Here is a 15,016-nt window from a genome sequence, read left to right as displayed (position 1 = left end):
GTATAATGTATAATGTATAATGTATAATGTATAATGTGATCATTAAACACCTTCTGCATCAATAGAAACGGGCTTTAGCCCGTTTTCTTGAAAGGACCATCCAATTTGGCTTTAGCCAAAACCTAAAAACGGTCTCTCATACTCGCATAATAATGCTGCGCTGATCCATTCATAATCAGGCCTTTTTTATTAATAACATAGTTTTTTAAAAGAAGTCAGATATTGGTAAACGCAATAGTCAAAAAATGGTTCATCACTTGATTTTAAAATAAAATAAACTCAATTGAAAAATATTATACCATTACGTTTACCAAAAATGACAAATTGTAATTAAAAACTTATCGGATTTTTCCTATCCATTCAATGCCACTGATATCAACAAGTTTTAAGCTATACATGTTATCTTTCAGAAGAATATCTCTGATGTCAATCATAATATCAGCTTTTGCTCCCAATGGAAGCACCAGGCTGTGTTTTCCGGGTTTTACTTTAGCTACATAATGGTTGTGAATGTTTTCTTTGGAAAATTTTGAAAGCTCCTGATGATTCAGTTCTTTTAATATATTTCCATTTTTATCCAGAATGTGGATCCCTATGAGGAAAGAGCCATATACATCGGCACCTTCAGTTCTATAGACTTCAAATTTTAAATCTGAATTATTGTGTGAGATATTGGAAATTTCAACCTTTGGTTTTACCGATTTATTGTGTAATGTTCCCCAGACGCCACCATGAAAATATTGGTTGGTGTAAAGGGTAAGTCCAAAAATAATCAAAGAACCTGTCAATACAATAATCTTAGGTTTTGAAATGGGTAAATTGCCGGATCCCAGCCATTTAAACCATTTTTTTTGAGTAAAAGCTCTGTTTTTCTTCATAAAATAGTAGTCCAGAGAATAAGGACCGCTTCCCGTGAGAAAAAGAACAAATCCGCCTGCAATTCCCAAAACGCCGATCTGCCATTCATCAAGGCATGTTGTTCCCAGCCAGCCTGAACCCAGAAGAATTCCTAAGGCAAGACCAAAGATTCCGATACTCATGAACCGGGTGAATAATCCCAGAATGATACATAAACCTACTATAGCTTCAATAATGGTAAAAATCATCATAGACTGCTGTAGGGCATCTGGATGGGTAACTAGATATTCAATAATGGGTTTTATTCCTAAGGCATTCGGTAGAAAGTGATTGAATTTTTCTCCGATATATCCGTTTTCATCGGGGGTAAGTTTGTTTTCCAGGATAAGCCTGCGCCAAAAAGCTGAAAAATAAGTCCATCCGATAACCATTCGGAGAGATAAAGTGTATAAGCCTGCCAAATCTGAAGACTGGCTTTTTATGGTATGTTTCATTAAAGTTTATTTTATGTAAAAGACTGATTGAGTTTGATGTTTTTAAACCTGTATCAAACTTAATTTTAATCTTTTAAACAAAATATACTTTGGAGGACTGTTGCCTGTGGTATGCCCGGAATATTTGTTGAAAGAGAATCTTTCATTTTCCGTTTTTTGTACGGAGAAATTCAGATAAAAGAAACCTTTACCGATTAATTTAATATTGCTTTTTGAAACTGAAAACCTGGATGCTGTAGAAGATACATCACAGCTGGAAGGGTAGGAGGAAGTTGTTTTTACCTTATTTAAGCCATTGATATACTGGATGTCAAAAATGTCAAGAACATCTCTTTTTACAGAACATGGTGATAATGAAAATGCCAGAATAAGCATCGTTATGATGGCTTTATAGGTCTTTATATGGATTCCTGTGTCTGACATTTTTACAAAACTACACTTTATTTTAAATGTAGGCTCAATAAATTCTAAGAATTCATCTATACATAAGCAGGGGAGGAAGGCTGTCTGGCAGCTTAAAAATAATTTAATTTATAATCTGTTTAAAAAATGAGGCTAAAAAAATAAAATGTAAACCTCTCCTGACTAACAGTTGTCATACCCCTGCCTTATCTTTATCATTTCTTACTGACAAAGGGTTTGTGGAAAAAATACTATATTTCAAATTTTAACAAAACAGAAAATATACTTACATGAGTTATTGTTTAGCCATAGAGGGGATGCAGCCTGAAAGCAGAAAAGAGCTGCACAAAAATTATCATGATAATTATTATGGATTTCCTATTCATGATGATAATGAGCTGTTCGGAAGATTACTTCTGGAAATAAATCAGGCCGGCCTTAGCTGGGAAACGGTTTTAAAAAAGGAAGAAAGCTTCAGAAAAGCATACAGCAATTTTGATATTCAGAAAGTGGCAGCCTATACTGAAGAAGACCGTGAAAGGCTCCTGAATGACAGTGGAATCATCCGAAATAGATTAAAAGTGAATGCTGCGATTGAAAATGCCAAAACCATTGTGGAACTTCAGAAAAACTTTGGTTCTTTTGAAAAATGGCTGGAGCACTATCATCCTAAAACATTACAGGAATGGATGAAGCTTTTCAAAAAAACATTCAAATTCACAGGAGGAGAGATTGTAAATGAATTTTTGATGAGTACGGGATATCTGAAAGGATGTCATACAGAAAGCTGTCCCGTTTATGATAAAGTTTTGGAACAAAATCCGCTATGGAAACAAGCTGAAGATAACTTATAAAATCAATATTAATTTGTGCCGGCTGATATTCTGTCGGCACAAGTTTATGCTATCTTAAGTTTCTACTTCATAAGCTGTTTATGTTCATTCCCCCATTTTTCAAACTCCAGAATAATAGGTTTCAGTTTATACCCAATTTCTGTAAGTTCATATTCTACCCGTGGTGGAACTTCAGCAAAAACAGTTCTTGTAATAATTTGGTCTTCCTCAAGTCTCCGAAGCTGTAAGGTAAGCATACGCTCAGTAATATTCTGAAGCTTTTTTTTAAGTTCTCCAAACCTCATTTTGCCGTTGATCAGATAACAGCAGATAGCCAAAGACCACTACCCTCCAATAAGGTTGGAAGCATAGATTTCCGGACATTCATCAGCAAGAGCTTTTTTATTGGCAAAATTAGTGGAGGTTTCTTTTATTTTAGTCATCACTTACATTTTTTATAGTACCATACAATAGGTTGCTAATGTACAAAATGTAAGTTACGTATCGTATTTTTGGCATAGAAATTTAAATTGAATGAAAACCTTAATTATTGTCACTCATCCTGATATTGAAAAGTCTGTAATCAATAAAAGATGGATTGAAGAACTCAAGAAATTTCCTGAAAAATATACTGTTCATCAGCTGTATAAAGCATACCCTGATGGAAAGATTAATGTAGCTAAAGAGCAGGAACTGATGGAATTATATGATAAAATTGTATTTCAGTTTCCTTTTTACTGGTTTAGCAGTCCGCCGCTGTTAAAACAATGGCTGGATGAGGTTGTTTTGTATGGCTGGGCCTATGGAAGCAGCAGCGGTTATAAGCTTGGAGGAAAGAAAATGTCTCTGGCTGTTACTGCAGGAATTGATGAAGATGGGTATAGTGCATCCGGAGAATATAAATATACAATGAATGAACTTTTCCAGCCTTATGAATTGACCTTTGACTATATAAAAGCAGAGTATAAGGACCCTTTTGTATATTACGGAATAGAACGTAATTCTTCTGATGAATGGATTGAAAGAAGTGTTCCGATGTATCTGGAGTTTTTGGATAAATTATAATGCAATAAAAGTAAATTGACTTATTCGGATTTCCTATTGTAAGTTCAACTTACTTTTTCCCCGAATTTGCTATACTCATTGAAGATTATTCCTGATTGTATTCAAAGGGTTCAATATTTCCGTCCTGCACATACTTTTTTATGGTATTGCTGTCTATTTTAAATGGAACATCCTCATACTTCCAACCATCAACAGGGATTTTTAAATCAATAAGATAATTTTCAATAGAGTAGATACCAAGGACCTTTGCATTTTTAGGTTTTAGAGAGTCAAAAATGATAAGAAACTGATCCCCTTTTTGGTAAGAACAATTTGTAGTTGCGAAATATATTTTGTCTTTAACCCGATATTTATAATCTGTTCCTACACCATTGTTATTCTTCTGATGCCAGTCTGTAGTAGCCTCCGCAACTGTATATCTGGGTTTTTTGAGCATCTGTTTTATCCAGAAACTCTCATGAACAAAACTCAACACAATCAATATTATAGTTAAAACTGGAAGAATAATAGAGAATTTTTGTACAATACTTTTTTTCATTCCTGGAAATATTTTATTTACTCAGCATTTTTCTCCGTGGCATTCACAGATATATTTCATAGTCTATTTTATTTTTAACGAAAATATTTAAAAATCCTTATCCCACCGTAGGGGTATCCTCTTCTTTTAGGATTTTTTTCTCTTTCATAGAGAGCATCATTCTTTCATACTTGTATTTTTCCCAGTCAAACTGGTTGAGAAAATCAAGTGCTGCCTGAAAGCCTCTGTTGAAAAGCTCTTCCTTTTCCTCTTTTTTCATGAAGAAGTTAAGCCAGCTGCTGGTTCCGCAATTGACGGTTTGTATACTAAACAGATGATAAAAAGTATGTTTGGTAAGAAAGGTTTTGTCATTAAAACCTTTTAAAGTACTGATGATATTTCCGGCATAGGTGAAGGGTGTTTTAAGAATTTCCTCGCTTGTTTTTCCTTTTTCAGAAAGAATATCGGAATCATTGGTCAATTGTACTCCAAAAAGGGGCATTCTTGGGTAGAAAACTTCATCCGCATGGAAAATATCGATCGGGAAATTGGAGATACTGCCACCATCAATGAATATACCTATAGGATTAATATCCTGCGGTTTGGTATTCATCCAGAATTTCCAGGCATATTTCACAGAATCATCATCCTTATTGATCCTTTTCTGAAAAGGTTCAAAAAAGAAAGGCACAGACATGGAAGCTCTCACAAATTCTGCAGGGCTGATGCGTTTGAGCTCTTCTTCAGACCAATACAAATTGGCCATGGTGGGAAGTTCTACTTTTATTTTGGCATTAATATCTGTGGTGATTACAATATATTCTGACCGTAGCTGATAAAACGGATTGTTTTTGTAATAATCATTATTCACGGCACTTTCGTAGAAAATTCTGTACCGGGTCTGGTCAATATGTTCCAGGTTTTTAGTTTTAATTTTTTCTATACTCTGCAAAGCCCGTGTATAATATTCCTCGCCGTTTCCATAACGGTAATTGAGGTTAAGATTATGTTCTTTGCGGATAAATTTTTCATTGAGGTTGGCAACCGTTTTTATTCCAAAACTATCGAGGGCATTTCTCATGGTATCTGTGAAAACATTTCCGGGGTTAAGTCCGCTGTTTTCTTTTCTGAAATTGTTGTATAGCTTTTTGATACAGAAAAAGAGAATAACTGCCGGAATCAGAGGGATCAGAAACATAAGCTTGGCATTCAGTATTGTTTCTGATGGAACTGCAAAAGGAATACTGATCAGAATAATGAACAGTACTATGGCAATAATGAGATTAATGGTAAAGAAGTTCTTATTGTTCAGCATGGAATGGAGGGTTGTTTTTACATATGTTTTACCATCCATAAAATCAGCAAAATTCCAGCTGAAAAGAATATCTTTAATAAGCTCACTTTTGGCTTCCTCTTTAGTTTTACAGGCTGCAATCAGCATAGTATTAATGGCTCCGGCACTGGTTCCCGCCACCTTTAAAAAACGGACTCCAAAGATCTCCAACCCATAAAGATAGCCTACCAGGGCACTTCCCCAGACTCCGCCTCCTTCCTGTACAAACTCTACATACTGATTTCCATGCTGATCCAGTAGATCAGAGAATTCTTTGGATGAAATATTTTCATGCAGGGCAGCAAGCTTTTCTTTTGATGCTGATGAAAGCGAATTATCTTTCAGAATTTTTTTAAGATCCTCAGTTTTCATAGTTTTTTGTTTTTTGTGGTTGGAAAAGACAGAGGCAGTCTCTCAATGAACTGATGCCACTGCTCTGCTTCATTCTTTGCTGGCTGCTTATTGACTTCAGATTACCATTGTTTGCGCCTTACATAGATAAATGTACTGATCACTACAGTAGCCATGATCCCCATCGTTATAAAATAGCCATATTTATGATGAAGCTCAGGCATATTATCAAAGTTCATCCCATACACACCGGCAATAAAGGTGATTGGTAAAAAATAAACCGAATAGATAGCCAACACTTTCATGACCTGATTGGCTTTTTGATCAGAAAGTGCAAGAAACATAGAAATAAGGTTGGTGATCTGTATATTTAAATGGTCGAAATCGGCAACTACATCCTTATGCTTGTCTTTTAAATCGACAATTTCAGAATCCTGAAGATCCAATAATTTAAATTTGTCTATAGCATCGGTAGAAATAACCAACACCCGTGAATTCAATCCGGACTTCCGTTTCAGTTTATAAAGTCTTCGGATCTGACTGGTATGATTGGTGTTCTTGAGGAAAATCTCATTCTCAATATTGTCCATAGTTTCAAATAAGCTCAGGGATTCATCATCAAAGCTTTTCATGATCAATATAGCAATCATTAAAAGAACTTTCTGAGGAGTAACGTCTTCCTGAATTACCGATATCTGTTTCTTGGTCTCAGAAATACTTCGGGTCTTCATCCTGTGGATTGTGATAATGGTATTATCCAGTAAAAAAACTCCGATCTTGGTACTGATATCGCTGATAGTATTCAGATTTTTTCTTTCCAGCTCTGTGCTCTCACGAAGGAGAAAGAATTTTACATTACCGTCCTCTTCATATTTGGGAAGGTGGTTTGGGTCCATGGTATCTTCCAGAAGAAGGTTGTTAATTTCATATCTTTCATGAAGAAACTTAAGGTCTTCTGCTGTAGGAGCCTCTACATCTACCCATTCACACTGGGAGCTTCTGTATATTATATCAATTGGCATAAAGTAAAAATACTAATATTTTGAAATACTATGTTTTAAATAAGTTTTATCTTTACCAAAATTAAAAAACTATATGATTAAAAGTACCATAAAAGGAGTAGGATTTTATGTTCCGGATAATGTTGTTACCAATGATGATCTGTCGCAGTTAATGACCACCAATGATGAGTGGATTACAGAAAGGACGGGGATCAAAGAAAGAAGACACCGTAAGAATAGAAATGATTCTCAGGAAACTACTGCTTATTTAGCATTTAAAGCCTCAGAAAAAGCACTTGCAAATGCAGGTCTTACAGCTAAAGATATTGATTACATCGTTTTCGCTACCCTTTCACCGGATTATTACTTTCCAGGCTGTGGGGTGTTGCTTCAGGATATGCTGGGATGTGATACTATTGGAGCGCTGGATGTGAGAAACCAATGTTCCGGATTTGTTTATTCTATGAGTGTGGCCAATGCCTTTATTAAATCCGGTACTTATAAAAATATCCTTGTGGTGGGGGCCGAAGTTCATTCTTTCGGATTGGATTTTTCTGATGAAGGAAGAGGAGTTTCTGTTATTTTCGGAGACGGAGCAGGAGCAGTGGTGCTTTGTGCTACAGAAGATGAAACTTCAGGAGATATTTTAGCGGTAAATATGCATTCTGAAGGTAAATATGCAGATGAACTCTGTACACAGTTTCCAGGTTCTAAATTCGGATGGAGCGATAGAATGAGAAAAGAACCGGAAAATGTAACCAATAAAGAAGTTTATCCGATTATGAACGGTAATTTTGTATTCAAGCATGCCGTAACAAGATTTCCGGAAACGATGTTGGAAGCTTTAAATAAAGCTGGAAAAACAGTTGAAGAGCTTGATATGTTCATTCCTCATCAGGCGAACCTTAGAATTGCCCAGTTTGTTCAGCAGAAATTCGGATTGCCGGATGAGAAGATCCATAATAATATTCAGAAATATGGAAATACAACGGCAGCTTCCATTCCAATTGCTTTAAGTGAAGCCATTGAAGAAGGTAAAATAAAAAGGGGAGACTTAGTCCTTCTTTCTGCATTTGGAAGCGGGTTTACGTGGGGAAGTGTTTTGTTTGAATATTAAGATAGAGCTACCATTTTATTTAATCTTCGGATACACCCTTAAAGGAATGATTTCCTTCCGTGAATAGTGGCAGAATCATAGATTCGACAAAAGATTGTTACATAAAAACCCGGCAGATTTTATCTGCCGGGTTTGTTTTTTTTATGCTTTATCTGTTAAAGACTTTTTAGTAACTTTTCTGTATCTGCTGAATCTTCTCCGGAAGTTTTTGCCAGTTCAATAGACTTTTCAGCCCATATTTTTGCATTTTTCTTATCACCTACTTTATTATAGAGGTTAGCTAAAGTATCTGTATTGGCAAAACTTTGATCTTTTTTTACAGATTCCTGTGCCCAGGTGATAGCTTTTTCTAAAGATGCTTTGTTATTTACATTTTCAAAGAAATTCCAGGCAAGAGAGTTTAATTCTCCGGAGCTTGCCGTAGAATAGTCCTGATACAGCTCAAGGATTAATTTTTCATAAACAGGAATATCTTTGTTTTTTAAAGCTCTGTTGGCTTTCATTCTCTTTAATACCTTTTCAGCTTCCTCTTTGCTTAGGAAAGTCTGGGTTCCTGTCATAAAATAATTGTCATTCCATGTTTTTGTATCTGCATTATAAGCCTTTTGCGCTACGGTATTTACTTTGATGTTTTTCTCAAATTTTTCATATTTATCTGCTGGATAAAATTTGATGATTTCAGCTTTCTTTTCCTGGAATATTTTATACAAAGGACTCTCTGTACTTTGTGTTCCTGAAAGAAGAATCTGAACATCTTCCTGATCCAGGGCAGTTTTCTGCTGGAAATAACGGGTCAGTACTTTACCGGCAAATTCAGTATCATTGTAAAGGGTAAGCCCGGCAAGATTTTTTAAAAATTCAGGATCTTTTTCTCCATTTTCAAACTTTTGCTTTAATGCGGTTAGTTTCTTGTTAGGATCCTCAGCATCTTTTGCAAATTGGATGAAGTCTTTTTCTTCTACATAGCCTATCGTTCTGTGTACAGTTTCACCGTTTGGATCAATAAATAGATAAGTAGGAAATACTTTTACATTGTATTTTTTAGCCAATTCAACACCTTCTCCTTTTTCCATATCAATCTTAGCATTGATGAAGTGAGAATTATAATAATCACCTACATTTTTTAAAGGGAAAATATTTTTTACCATCAGTTTGCAGGGACCACACCAGGAAGCATAGGCATCAATGAATATGAGTTTGTTCTCTTTTTTTGCTTTGGCAAGGACAGACGCAAAGTTGCCGTCTTCAAATTTTATACCCTGTGCAAATGCAAAAATCCCTATAAATAAAGCTGAAATTATAGCTAATCTTTTCATGAAATTAATTTTGTTCCATACAAATGTAATAAATATGATGACAATTAAGTCAATCATTTTGGAAATAATTACACATAAATCTTGATTTTAGTATAGGCATAGTTTTGATATGAAAGATGATCATTTATTATTTTGTTCTTATTATTAAAATTAATGTAAATTGACGATTTGGTTTAAATGATTAAATTACAGGAGAATATTTTAATAAAAAGTAAAATATTAGTAGTTTTGTAAAAAACAAAAAGACACCCCGTTGAAAAGATGATGAGTTATTATAAAACAAGAATAATAATTTGTTTTTTTATGCCTAAAAATGTACTCCAGCTTTTGTTTTTTCTTGCAACAGCAATCCCGATATCTGCTCAGGAAAAGAATAGTTTTGACCAGATCTGTGAAAAGACAACTGTTGTCACTTCTCATAAAAATTTGGCGGCAGCTTTTAAAACTGCGGACTCTCTCTATATAGCTGCACAGACACCACAGGAAAAGATAAAAAGCCTTATTCTTTCTTCGGAACTTTATCACTATTCAGGGAATTTTAAAAAAGCTATTGGTTATAGTGAGACTGCACACTCTTTAATTAGCCGGACCAATGATCCGGAACAGATGATTTATATCTGCAGACTGCTGGCCAAACAATACAGACAGGTTGGGCTTTATGAAAGGTCAAAAAAATATATTGTAAAAGGTCTTGAATTTTCTAAGCTGATGACCGATTTTCAGAAAAGTAATGAAACAGCAGGCCTGATGAACCAGGAAATGGCTTTTTATGAAATGGAATTAGGTAATTATTCGAATGCTATAAAGGATATTGAATCTTCCCTTACATTTTTTGAAAAAGCAAAAATTTCCAATGAAAGCAGAACAATCGCTGTTTCTTATCAGGTTTTGGGAGATGTATATTTTAAGCTTAATGATTACCTCGTTTCCGAAAATTATTATAGAAAAGCGGAAGCACTACTTAAGAAAGGAAGCTGTACGTTAGGGTTGATTTATAATGGTCTCGGAGGAATCCGCCTAAAACAAAAAAACTGGAAAGAGGCAGAGATGTATCTTAAAAAAGCGGAAAAAATTGCAGATACCTCCCGAAGCCTTAAACTCCGAAAGGCTGTATATTCTAATATTAATGATTATTATGAGGATATTGGTGATACATTTAAGGCATCTTTGTATGCTGTGAAATATGTAAGAGCTTATGACAGTATTACGGTCCGCAATCAGGAGTTTATCACTAAAAACCCAGAAAATACCATCAATAAAACCGCTAAAAACGGAGAACTGAATATTGTAAAGAATGTTGCCATCATTATATTATTCATATCCATTATTGGATTGATTATATTCTTCAGAACAAAAGAGAAAAAGCAGCGCTCAAAACTGAGAAGTATGATAAGGACCCGCCAGCAATTGGCTTATGGTTCAAAAGAAAGAGTGGAGCAACCCCCTAATGAAACTGAATTTTCAAATATTTCTGTTGAAGAAATAGAAGAAAAAGACAGTGATGCCGGTAAAAAGAGAAATGAATCTCTGATGACTTCTGAAACTGAGGCGAAACTGTTGGAACTGCTGGAAGATTTTGAAAGAGGAAAACTTTATAACAGTAAAAGTATGTCATTATCTTTTCTTTCGGGTGAACTTAATACCAATACAAAATATCTGTCCTATGTGATTAATCAGCACAAAAGTGCTGACTTTAAATCTTATATTAATCGATTAAGGATCAATTATATCGTGGATAAAATTATCAATGACGAGAAATACAGACAGTACAAAATAAGTATTTTAGCTGATGAATGTGGCTTTTCTTCACACAGTAAGTTTGCTGCGGTATTCAAAGCCGTAACTGATTTCTCTCCATCAGCATATATTAAGCATCTGGATTCTGAAAATCAACCAGATAAAGATGTTCGTTTTCAGGAAAATGATTAAAAATCACTGTTTTTTTTAATTCACTGTTGCTATTTTCACGAAAATGAACAACCTATTGTTTTATATCATAGGATTGCTATCCTATCTTTGCTTCAGCTTAACGGGAATGATCACTATTATACTACAGTTAATCTCTATTGTATTTACAGAATATGTTTTCTTTTACAATAGAGAAACTACTTAATTTTAATCAAACCAAAAATTTTAATCCGGAATTCGTGCCTATTTCTTCACCATGAAATAATCACGGTTCCTTGTTTTGTCTTCGTAGGAAATATACCTAATCGAAAAGTTAGGGAATACAATATAATCGGGGTTGATTGCCCGGTTTTTTTCAGTCAAGTTTTTTTAAGTGCAAATCCACAGATATTCTGTGGATTTGTGATTTTATTTAGCCCTTGTACTGTCTGTTTTTGTTGTAGTGTCGGAAGTTACCGGTGCCTGCTCAGAATTGGCGACAGCAGAATCTCCCATTTTGTTTCTTAAAGAGTCTTTATTGTGAGCATCCTTGAATTCTTCTCTTTTTTCTTTGTTTTGAGCACAGCTCCCCAGAAAGAAAAGCCCTAAAATAGCTCCTATCCAGAATTTTTTCATAATGATATTTTTTTTGATTGATCTTATCAAATATAGTGATTTAATTAAAAAGATTAAAAGAACTTTGCTAAATATCAGCCATCAGCCATCAGCCATCAGCCATCAGATAAATGTAAAAAAAATCTGCAGCACTTTCAGCTGCAGATTTTCCATTTTAAATTAAACGTTATAATAACTTATTTGACAGGAGTTGTTACCATTGAATCTTTTTTCATCTTGATACTGTCAGGATTCGCCACTTTCGTACGCATTGTATCAGTAGTAGAGGGTACCGTTTTTTGGGTATTGTCTACTGCTGTTGAATCAGTATTACTCGTTGACATAGTTGATTCCTTGGTTCCACAGCTCACTGCAAATAATCCTACTCCAATGGCTGCTAACAAAAACTTTTTCATACAATTTTATTTAGGGGTGTATTAGTGAAAAATCAACAATTATTCCTAAGTGGTAGTAAGAAATTGTAAAATATAGGTAAAGTTTGTTAAAAAATGTTAGAAAGCAACGGATGGTAGGTAGTTTTAGGGTATTAGAATAAGTATTAGAGTATTAGAGTATTAGAGTGTTAGAGTATTAGAGTGTTAGAGTATTAGAGTGTTAGAGTGTTAGAGTGTTAGAATGGGGAGAATAAAATACTGTTATGATAAAAGAAACCGCGTATCCGATAACATTATACCTTACGCATCCCGAATCTCGTATCCCACACCCAACCACAAAAAAGCCCCGAAACCGAAATTCCGAGGCTGTATGGAAAGAATAGATAACAATAGCTCATTACCTATACTCATTACTTATTATCCTAGGTATGGATATTTGTAGTCTTTTGGAGAAACAAATGTCTCTTTTACGCTTCTTACAGAGGTCCATCTTAGAAGATTCATCTTGGAACCTGCTTTATCGTTGGTTCCTGAAGCTCTACCACCACCGAAAGGCTGTTGTCCTACTACAGCACCTGTAGGTTTGTCATTGATGTAGAAGTTTCCTGATGCATTTTCCAGGGCTTTGTAAGCCTCGTTGATTGCATAACGGTCTTGAGAGAATACAGAACCTGTCAATGAATAAGGAGAAGAAGAATCAACTACTTTTAGCGTTTCTTTCCAGTCCTGATCTTCATATACAAATACAGATAAGATAGGCCCGAAGATTTCTTCCACCATACTTTCGTATTGAGGGTTTGTTGTTTCAATCACTGTAGGGTGCACGAACCATCCTTTAGAATCATCACATGTACCACCAATAGCTACTGTAGCTTCACCTGAAGCATTAGCTCTGTCGATGTATCCTTTACATTTTTCGAAAGAATTTTTGTCGATTACCGCATTCACAAAGTTAGAAGGGTCTACCGGAGAACCAATTTTAATACTACTCATCTGAGCCTCCATTACTTTTTTCACATCAGCCCAAAGAGATTTTGGAACATAAGCTCTGGATGCGGCAGAACATTTCTGTCCCTGGTATTCGAAAGCTCCTCTTACCAAAGCAGTAGCTACCGCTTCTACATTAGCAGAAGGATGAGCAATTACAAAATCCTTACCTCCTGTTTCTCCAACAATTCTTGGATAGGTTCTGTAATTATGGATATTGTCACCAATCATTTTCCACATTCCCTGGAATACTTTTGTAGAACCTGTGAAGTGAAGACCTGCAAAATCACGGTGTGCCAATACTTTTTCAGCTGTTTCTTTACCATCTGTAAAGATCATGTTGATAACCCCTGCAGGAAGACCCGCTTCGATCAATACATCCATGATTACTTTTGCAGAATAAACCTGCTTATCGGAAGGCTTCCATACCACTACGTTTCCTAACATAGCCATACAAGTAGGAAGGTTTCCGGAAATAGCTGTAAAGTTGAAAGGAGTTACTGCGAAACAAAATCCTTCCAACGGTCTGTACTCTACACGGTTCCAGATTCCGTTGTCAGAAACTGGCTGCTCAGAATACATTTCTGTCATGAATTCTACGTTGAATCTCAAGAAATCAATGAACTCACAAGCTGCGTCAATCTCAGCCTGGTGTACATTTTTAGACTGTCCGATCATGGTGGCTGCATTAATCACATCTCTGTAAGGCCCAGCCAAAAGATCAGCTGCCTTTAAGAAAATGGCTGCACGCTGCTCCCATCCCAGTTCATTCCATTCTTTTTTAGCTGCCAATGCCGCGTTGATGGCGTCATCTACATGCTGCATATCACCCTGGTAGTAAAATCCGAAGTCATGAGCATGATCCTGTGGAGACTGAAGCTGTACTTTTTTATCAGTTTTTACTTCTTTTCCGTTGATGATCATGGGAACTTCTACCTTCTCTGCCCACATTTTTTTATAAGTGTCGATAAGGCTTTTAACTTCTGGAGATCCCGGTACATAAGAATTTACCGGCTCATTTACCGCCAATGGTACTTGCGAAATTGCTTTTGACATATTACGTTGTATTATTTTTTAATTAAATAAGTATGTTGGTATACAAATTTACGACAATTATAAGGAAAGAAAAAAATACAGCAAATTTTTATAGAATAAACCTTTTTATTGCGGGATGCCAGGAATATATCTTTTTTAATAATGAAAAAATGATGATTTGTAATGATTTTATTTGATATTTTAAATAGAATAAAACAGAGCTGAATTCTGATTCTGATATGAATTAGAACTATAAAAAGTTTGTCATAGTTGATGAAATGCTTTTAAGTATTGTAAACTAGGTGGTTATCTGTGAATGTGAATTTTATATAAAATTGTATTTGTCGCGATTTTGAACATTTTAAATAATCTTTTTGATAGCCCGGTTTTTAAGATTACTCTAATTTTACACCATTATTAAAAGGTATGAAAAAAAGAGTTGTCTTTTTCTCTTTTCTGTTGTTTTTCGCGGTTTTATGTGCAGGTCTTTTTGCACATAAGGGGAGAACTCAGGCGTACTCTGATGTGCTTTCAAAAATTCATCTTCTTCAGCAAAAATCGGATCAGCAGACGCAGCCTGAAATTTATAGTTTTTCAGACGTACAGGATGTTCAGGATTCCAATGATTGGGAAAAGGTAAAATTTGATTATTCAATACTTGCACAGCAGTGGTTGCACTATTTCTTTGCAGAATATACCTATAATAGTCAGGTTGCGGCCGTTCAAAACCGTATTTATATTACAGCACCAAGGTACATTCTGTACCATTCTCTGCAGATAGCAGGCTGCTAATTCCTTTGTAATTTTAAT

At 35.1% G+C, this 15,016-nt stretch carries 14 protein-coding genes and 1 pseudogene; 5 read left to right on the top strand and 10 right to left on the bottom strand.

The annotated features are described in order from the left end of the window. Positions 1 to 338 precede the first annotated feature (338 nt). Entirely contained in the window at positions 339 to 1,352 is a 1,014-nt protein-coding gene (locus LQV47_RS14190; RefSeq protein WP_230037928.1) for a TQO small subunit DoxD, read from the bottom strand. A gap of 42 nt (positions 1,353 to 1,394) precedes the next feature. Then, entirely contained in the window at positions 1,395 to 1,775 is a 381-nt protein-coding gene (locus tag LQV47_RS14185) for a hypothetical protein (RefSeq protein ID WP_230037926.1), read from the bottom strand. Positions 1,776 to 2,044: 269 nt separating this feature from the next. Here LQV47_RS14185 and LQV47_RS14180 point away from each other — a divergent pair, with 269 nt between their 5' ends. Then, positions 2,045 to 2,608, top strand: a complete 564-nt coding sequence (locus LQV47_RS14180) for a DNA-3-methyladenine glycosylase I (protein WP_230037924.1) — start codon at positions 2,045 to 2,047, stop codon at positions 2,606 to 2,608. Between the two features lie 62 nt (positions 2,609 to 2,670). Here the strand turns inward: LQV47_RS14180 and LQV47_RS14175 are convergent. After that, positions 2,671 to 3,030 (bottom strand): annotated as a pseudogene (locus tag LQV47_RS14175) (helix-turn-helix domain-containing protein). A gap of 91 nt (positions 3,031 to 3,121) precedes the next feature. Between LQV47_RS14175 and LQV47_RS14170 the strand changes: the two are divergent. Next, positions 3,122 to 3,652, top strand: a complete 531-nt coding sequence (locus LQV47_RS14170; RefSeq protein WP_230037922.1) for an NAD(P)H-dependent oxidoreductase — start codon at positions 3,122 to 3,124, stop codon at positions 3,650 to 3,652. A gap of 85 nt (positions 3,653 to 3,737) precedes the next feature. On the opposite strand, the gene LQV47_RS14165 is transcribed toward LQV47_RS14170, so the two are convergent. The 3 genes from LQV47_RS14165 to LQV47_RS14155 all read right to left on the bottom strand — a co-directional run bounded on the left by LQV47_RS14165 (position 3,738) and on the right by LQV47_RS14155 (position 6,875). Then, entirely contained in the window at positions 3,738 to 4,190 is a 453-nt protein-coding gene (locus LQV47_RS14165) for a hypothetical protein (protein ID WP_230037920.1), read from the bottom strand. Between the two features lie 97 nt (positions 4,191 to 4,287). Continuing rightward, on the bottom strand, positions 4,288 to 5,874 hold the full coding sequence (locus tag LQV47_RS14160; RefSeq protein WP_230037918.1) for a patatin-like phospholipase family protein: 1,587 nt from the start codon (positions 5,872 to 5,874) through the stop codon (positions 4,288 to 4,290). Positions 5,875 to 5,975: 101 nt separating this feature from the next. Beyond that, on the bottom strand, positions 5,976 to 6,875 hold the full coding sequence (locus LQV47_RS14155; protein ID WP_230037916.1) for a CorA family divalent cation transporter: 900 nt from the start codon (positions 6,873 to 6,875) through the stop codon (positions 5,976 to 5,978). A 73-nt stretch (positions 6,876 to 6,948) separates the two neighbouring features. On the opposite strand from LQV47_RS14155, the gene LQV47_RS14150 reads away from it, so the two are divergent. Next, complete coding sequence (locus tag LQV47_RS14150) at positions 6,949 to 7,971, top strand: beta-ketoacyl-ACP synthase III (protein ID WP_230037914.1); 1,023 nt, start codon at positions 6,949 to 6,951, stop codon at positions 7,969 to 7,971. Positions 7,972 to 8,126: 155 nt separating this feature from the next. Here the strand turns inward: LQV47_RS14150 and LQV47_RS14145 are convergent, their stop codons facing one another. Further along, positions 8,127 to 9,287, bottom strand: coding sequence for a thioredoxin family protein (locus tag LQV47_RS14145; protein WP_230037912.1), 1,161 nt, complete (start codon positions 9,285 to 9,287; stop codon positions 8,127 to 8,129). 303 nt (positions 9,288 to 9,590) lie between these two features. On the opposite strand from LQV47_RS14145, the gene LQV47_RS14140 reads away from it, so the two are divergent. After that, the gene (locus tag LQV47_RS14140; protein ID WP_230037910.1) at positions 9,591 to 11,216 is read left to right on the top strand and encodes a tetratricopeptide repeat protein; all 1,626 of its coding nucleotides are present in this window, start codon (positions 9,591 to 9,593) and stop codon (positions 11,214 to 11,216) included. 387 nt (positions 11,217 to 11,603) lie between these two features. Here the strand turns inward: LQV47_RS14140 and LQV47_RS14135 are convergent, their stop codons facing one another. From LQV47_RS14135 to pruA, 3 genes are all read right to left on the bottom strand, one after another. Continuing rightward, positions 11,604 to 11,810, bottom strand: coding sequence for a hypothetical protein (locus tag LQV47_RS14135; protein WP_230037908.1), 207 nt, complete (start codon positions 11,808 to 11,810; stop codon positions 11,604 to 11,606). A 176-nt stretch (positions 11,811 to 11,986) separates the two neighbouring features. Continuing rightward, positions 11,987 to 12,205, bottom strand: a complete 219-nt coding sequence (locus LQV47_RS14130) for a cytochrome C551 (protein ID WP_230037907.1) — start codon at positions 12,203 to 12,205, stop codon at positions 11,987 to 11,989. 396 nt (positions 12,206 to 12,601) lie between these two features. Next, positions 12,602 to 14,227, bottom strand: a complete 1,626-nt coding sequence (gene pruA, locus LQV47_RS14125; protein ID WP_230037905.1) for an L-glutamate gamma-semialdehyde dehydrogenase — start codon at positions 14,225 to 14,227, stop codon at positions 12,602 to 12,604. Between the two features lie 405 nt (positions 14,228 to 14,632). Here pruA and LQV47_RS14120 point away from each other — a divergent pair, with 405 nt between their 5' ends. Beyond that, positions 14,633 to 14,998 (top strand): hypothetical protein, encoded by a 366-nt coding sequence (locus LQV47_RS14120; RefSeq protein ID WP_230037903.1) that lies wholly within the window; start codon positions 14,633 to 14,635, stop codon positions 14,996 to 14,998. Positions 14,999 to 15,016 lie beyond the last annotated feature (18 nt).

The organism is Chryseobacterium sp. Bi04 (genome assembly GCF_918698085.1).
Classification (GTDB): domain Bacteria; phylum Bacteroidota; class Bacteroidia; order Flavobacteriales; family Weeksellaceae; genus Chryseobacterium.
The sequence above is the reverse complement of the archived record's forward strand: the minus strand, read 5'-3'. Positions and strand labels throughout refer to the sequence as shown.

Excerpts from the sequence above, each read along its gene's own strand:
- pruA (WP_230037905.1), bottom strand. The coding sequence starts at position 14,227 with ATGTCAAAAGCAATTTCGCAAGTACCATTGGCGGTAAATGAGCCGGTA.
- LQV47_RS14190 (WP_230037928.1), bottom strand. The coding sequence starts at position 1,352 with ATGAAACATACCATAAAAAGCCAGTCTTCAGATTTGGCAGGCTTATAC.
- LQV47_RS14155 (WP_230037916.1), bottom strand. The coding sequence starts at position 6,875 with ATGCCAATTGATATAATATACAGAAGCTCCCAGTGTGAATGGGTAGAT.
- LQV47_RS14135 (WP_230037908.1), bottom strand. The coding sequence starts at position 11,810 with ATGAAAAAATTCTGGATAGGAGCTATTTTAGGGCTTTTCTTTCTGGGG.
- LQV47_RS14160 (WP_230037918.1), bottom strand. The coding sequence starts at position 5,874 with ATGAAAACTGAGGATCTTAAAAAAATTCTGAAAGATAATTCGCTTTCA.
- LQV47_RS14140 (WP_230037910.1), top strand. The coding sequence starts at position 9,591 with ATGCCTAAAAATGTACTCCAGCTTTTGTTTTTTCTTGCAACAGCAATC.
- LQV47_RS14150 (WP_230037914.1), top strand. The coding sequence starts at position 6,949 with ATGATTAAAAGTACCATAAAAGGAGTAGGATTTTATGTTCCGGATAAT.
- LQV47_RS14185 (WP_230037926.1), bottom strand. The coding sequence starts at position 1,775 with ATGTCAGACACAGGAATCCATATAAAGACCTATAAAGCCATCATAACG.
- LQV47_RS14165 (WP_230037920.1), bottom strand. The coding sequence starts at position 4,190 with ATGAAAAAAAGTATTGTACAAAAATTCTCTATTATTCTTCCAGTTTTA.
- LQV47_RS14130 (WP_230037907.1), bottom strand. The coding sequence starts at position 12,205 with ATGAAAAAGTTTTTGTTAGCAGCCATTGGAGTAGGATTATTTGCAGTG.
- LQV47_RS14170 (WP_230037922.1), top strand. The coding sequence starts at position 3,122 with ATGAAAACCTTAATTATTGTCACTCATCCTGATATTGAAAAGTCTGTA.
- LQV47_RS14145 (WP_230037912.1), bottom strand. The coding sequence starts at position 9,287 with ATGAAAAGATTAGCTATAATTTCAGCTTTATTTATAGGGATTTTTGCA.
- LQV47_RS14180 (WP_230037924.1), top strand. The coding sequence starts at position 2,045 with ATGAGTTATTGTTTAGCCATAGAGGGGATGCAGCCTGAAAGCAGAAAA.
- LQV47_RS14120 (WP_230037903.1), top strand. The coding sequence starts at position 14,633 with ATGAAAAAAAGAGTTGTCTTTTTCTCTTTTCTGTTGTTTTTCGCGGTT.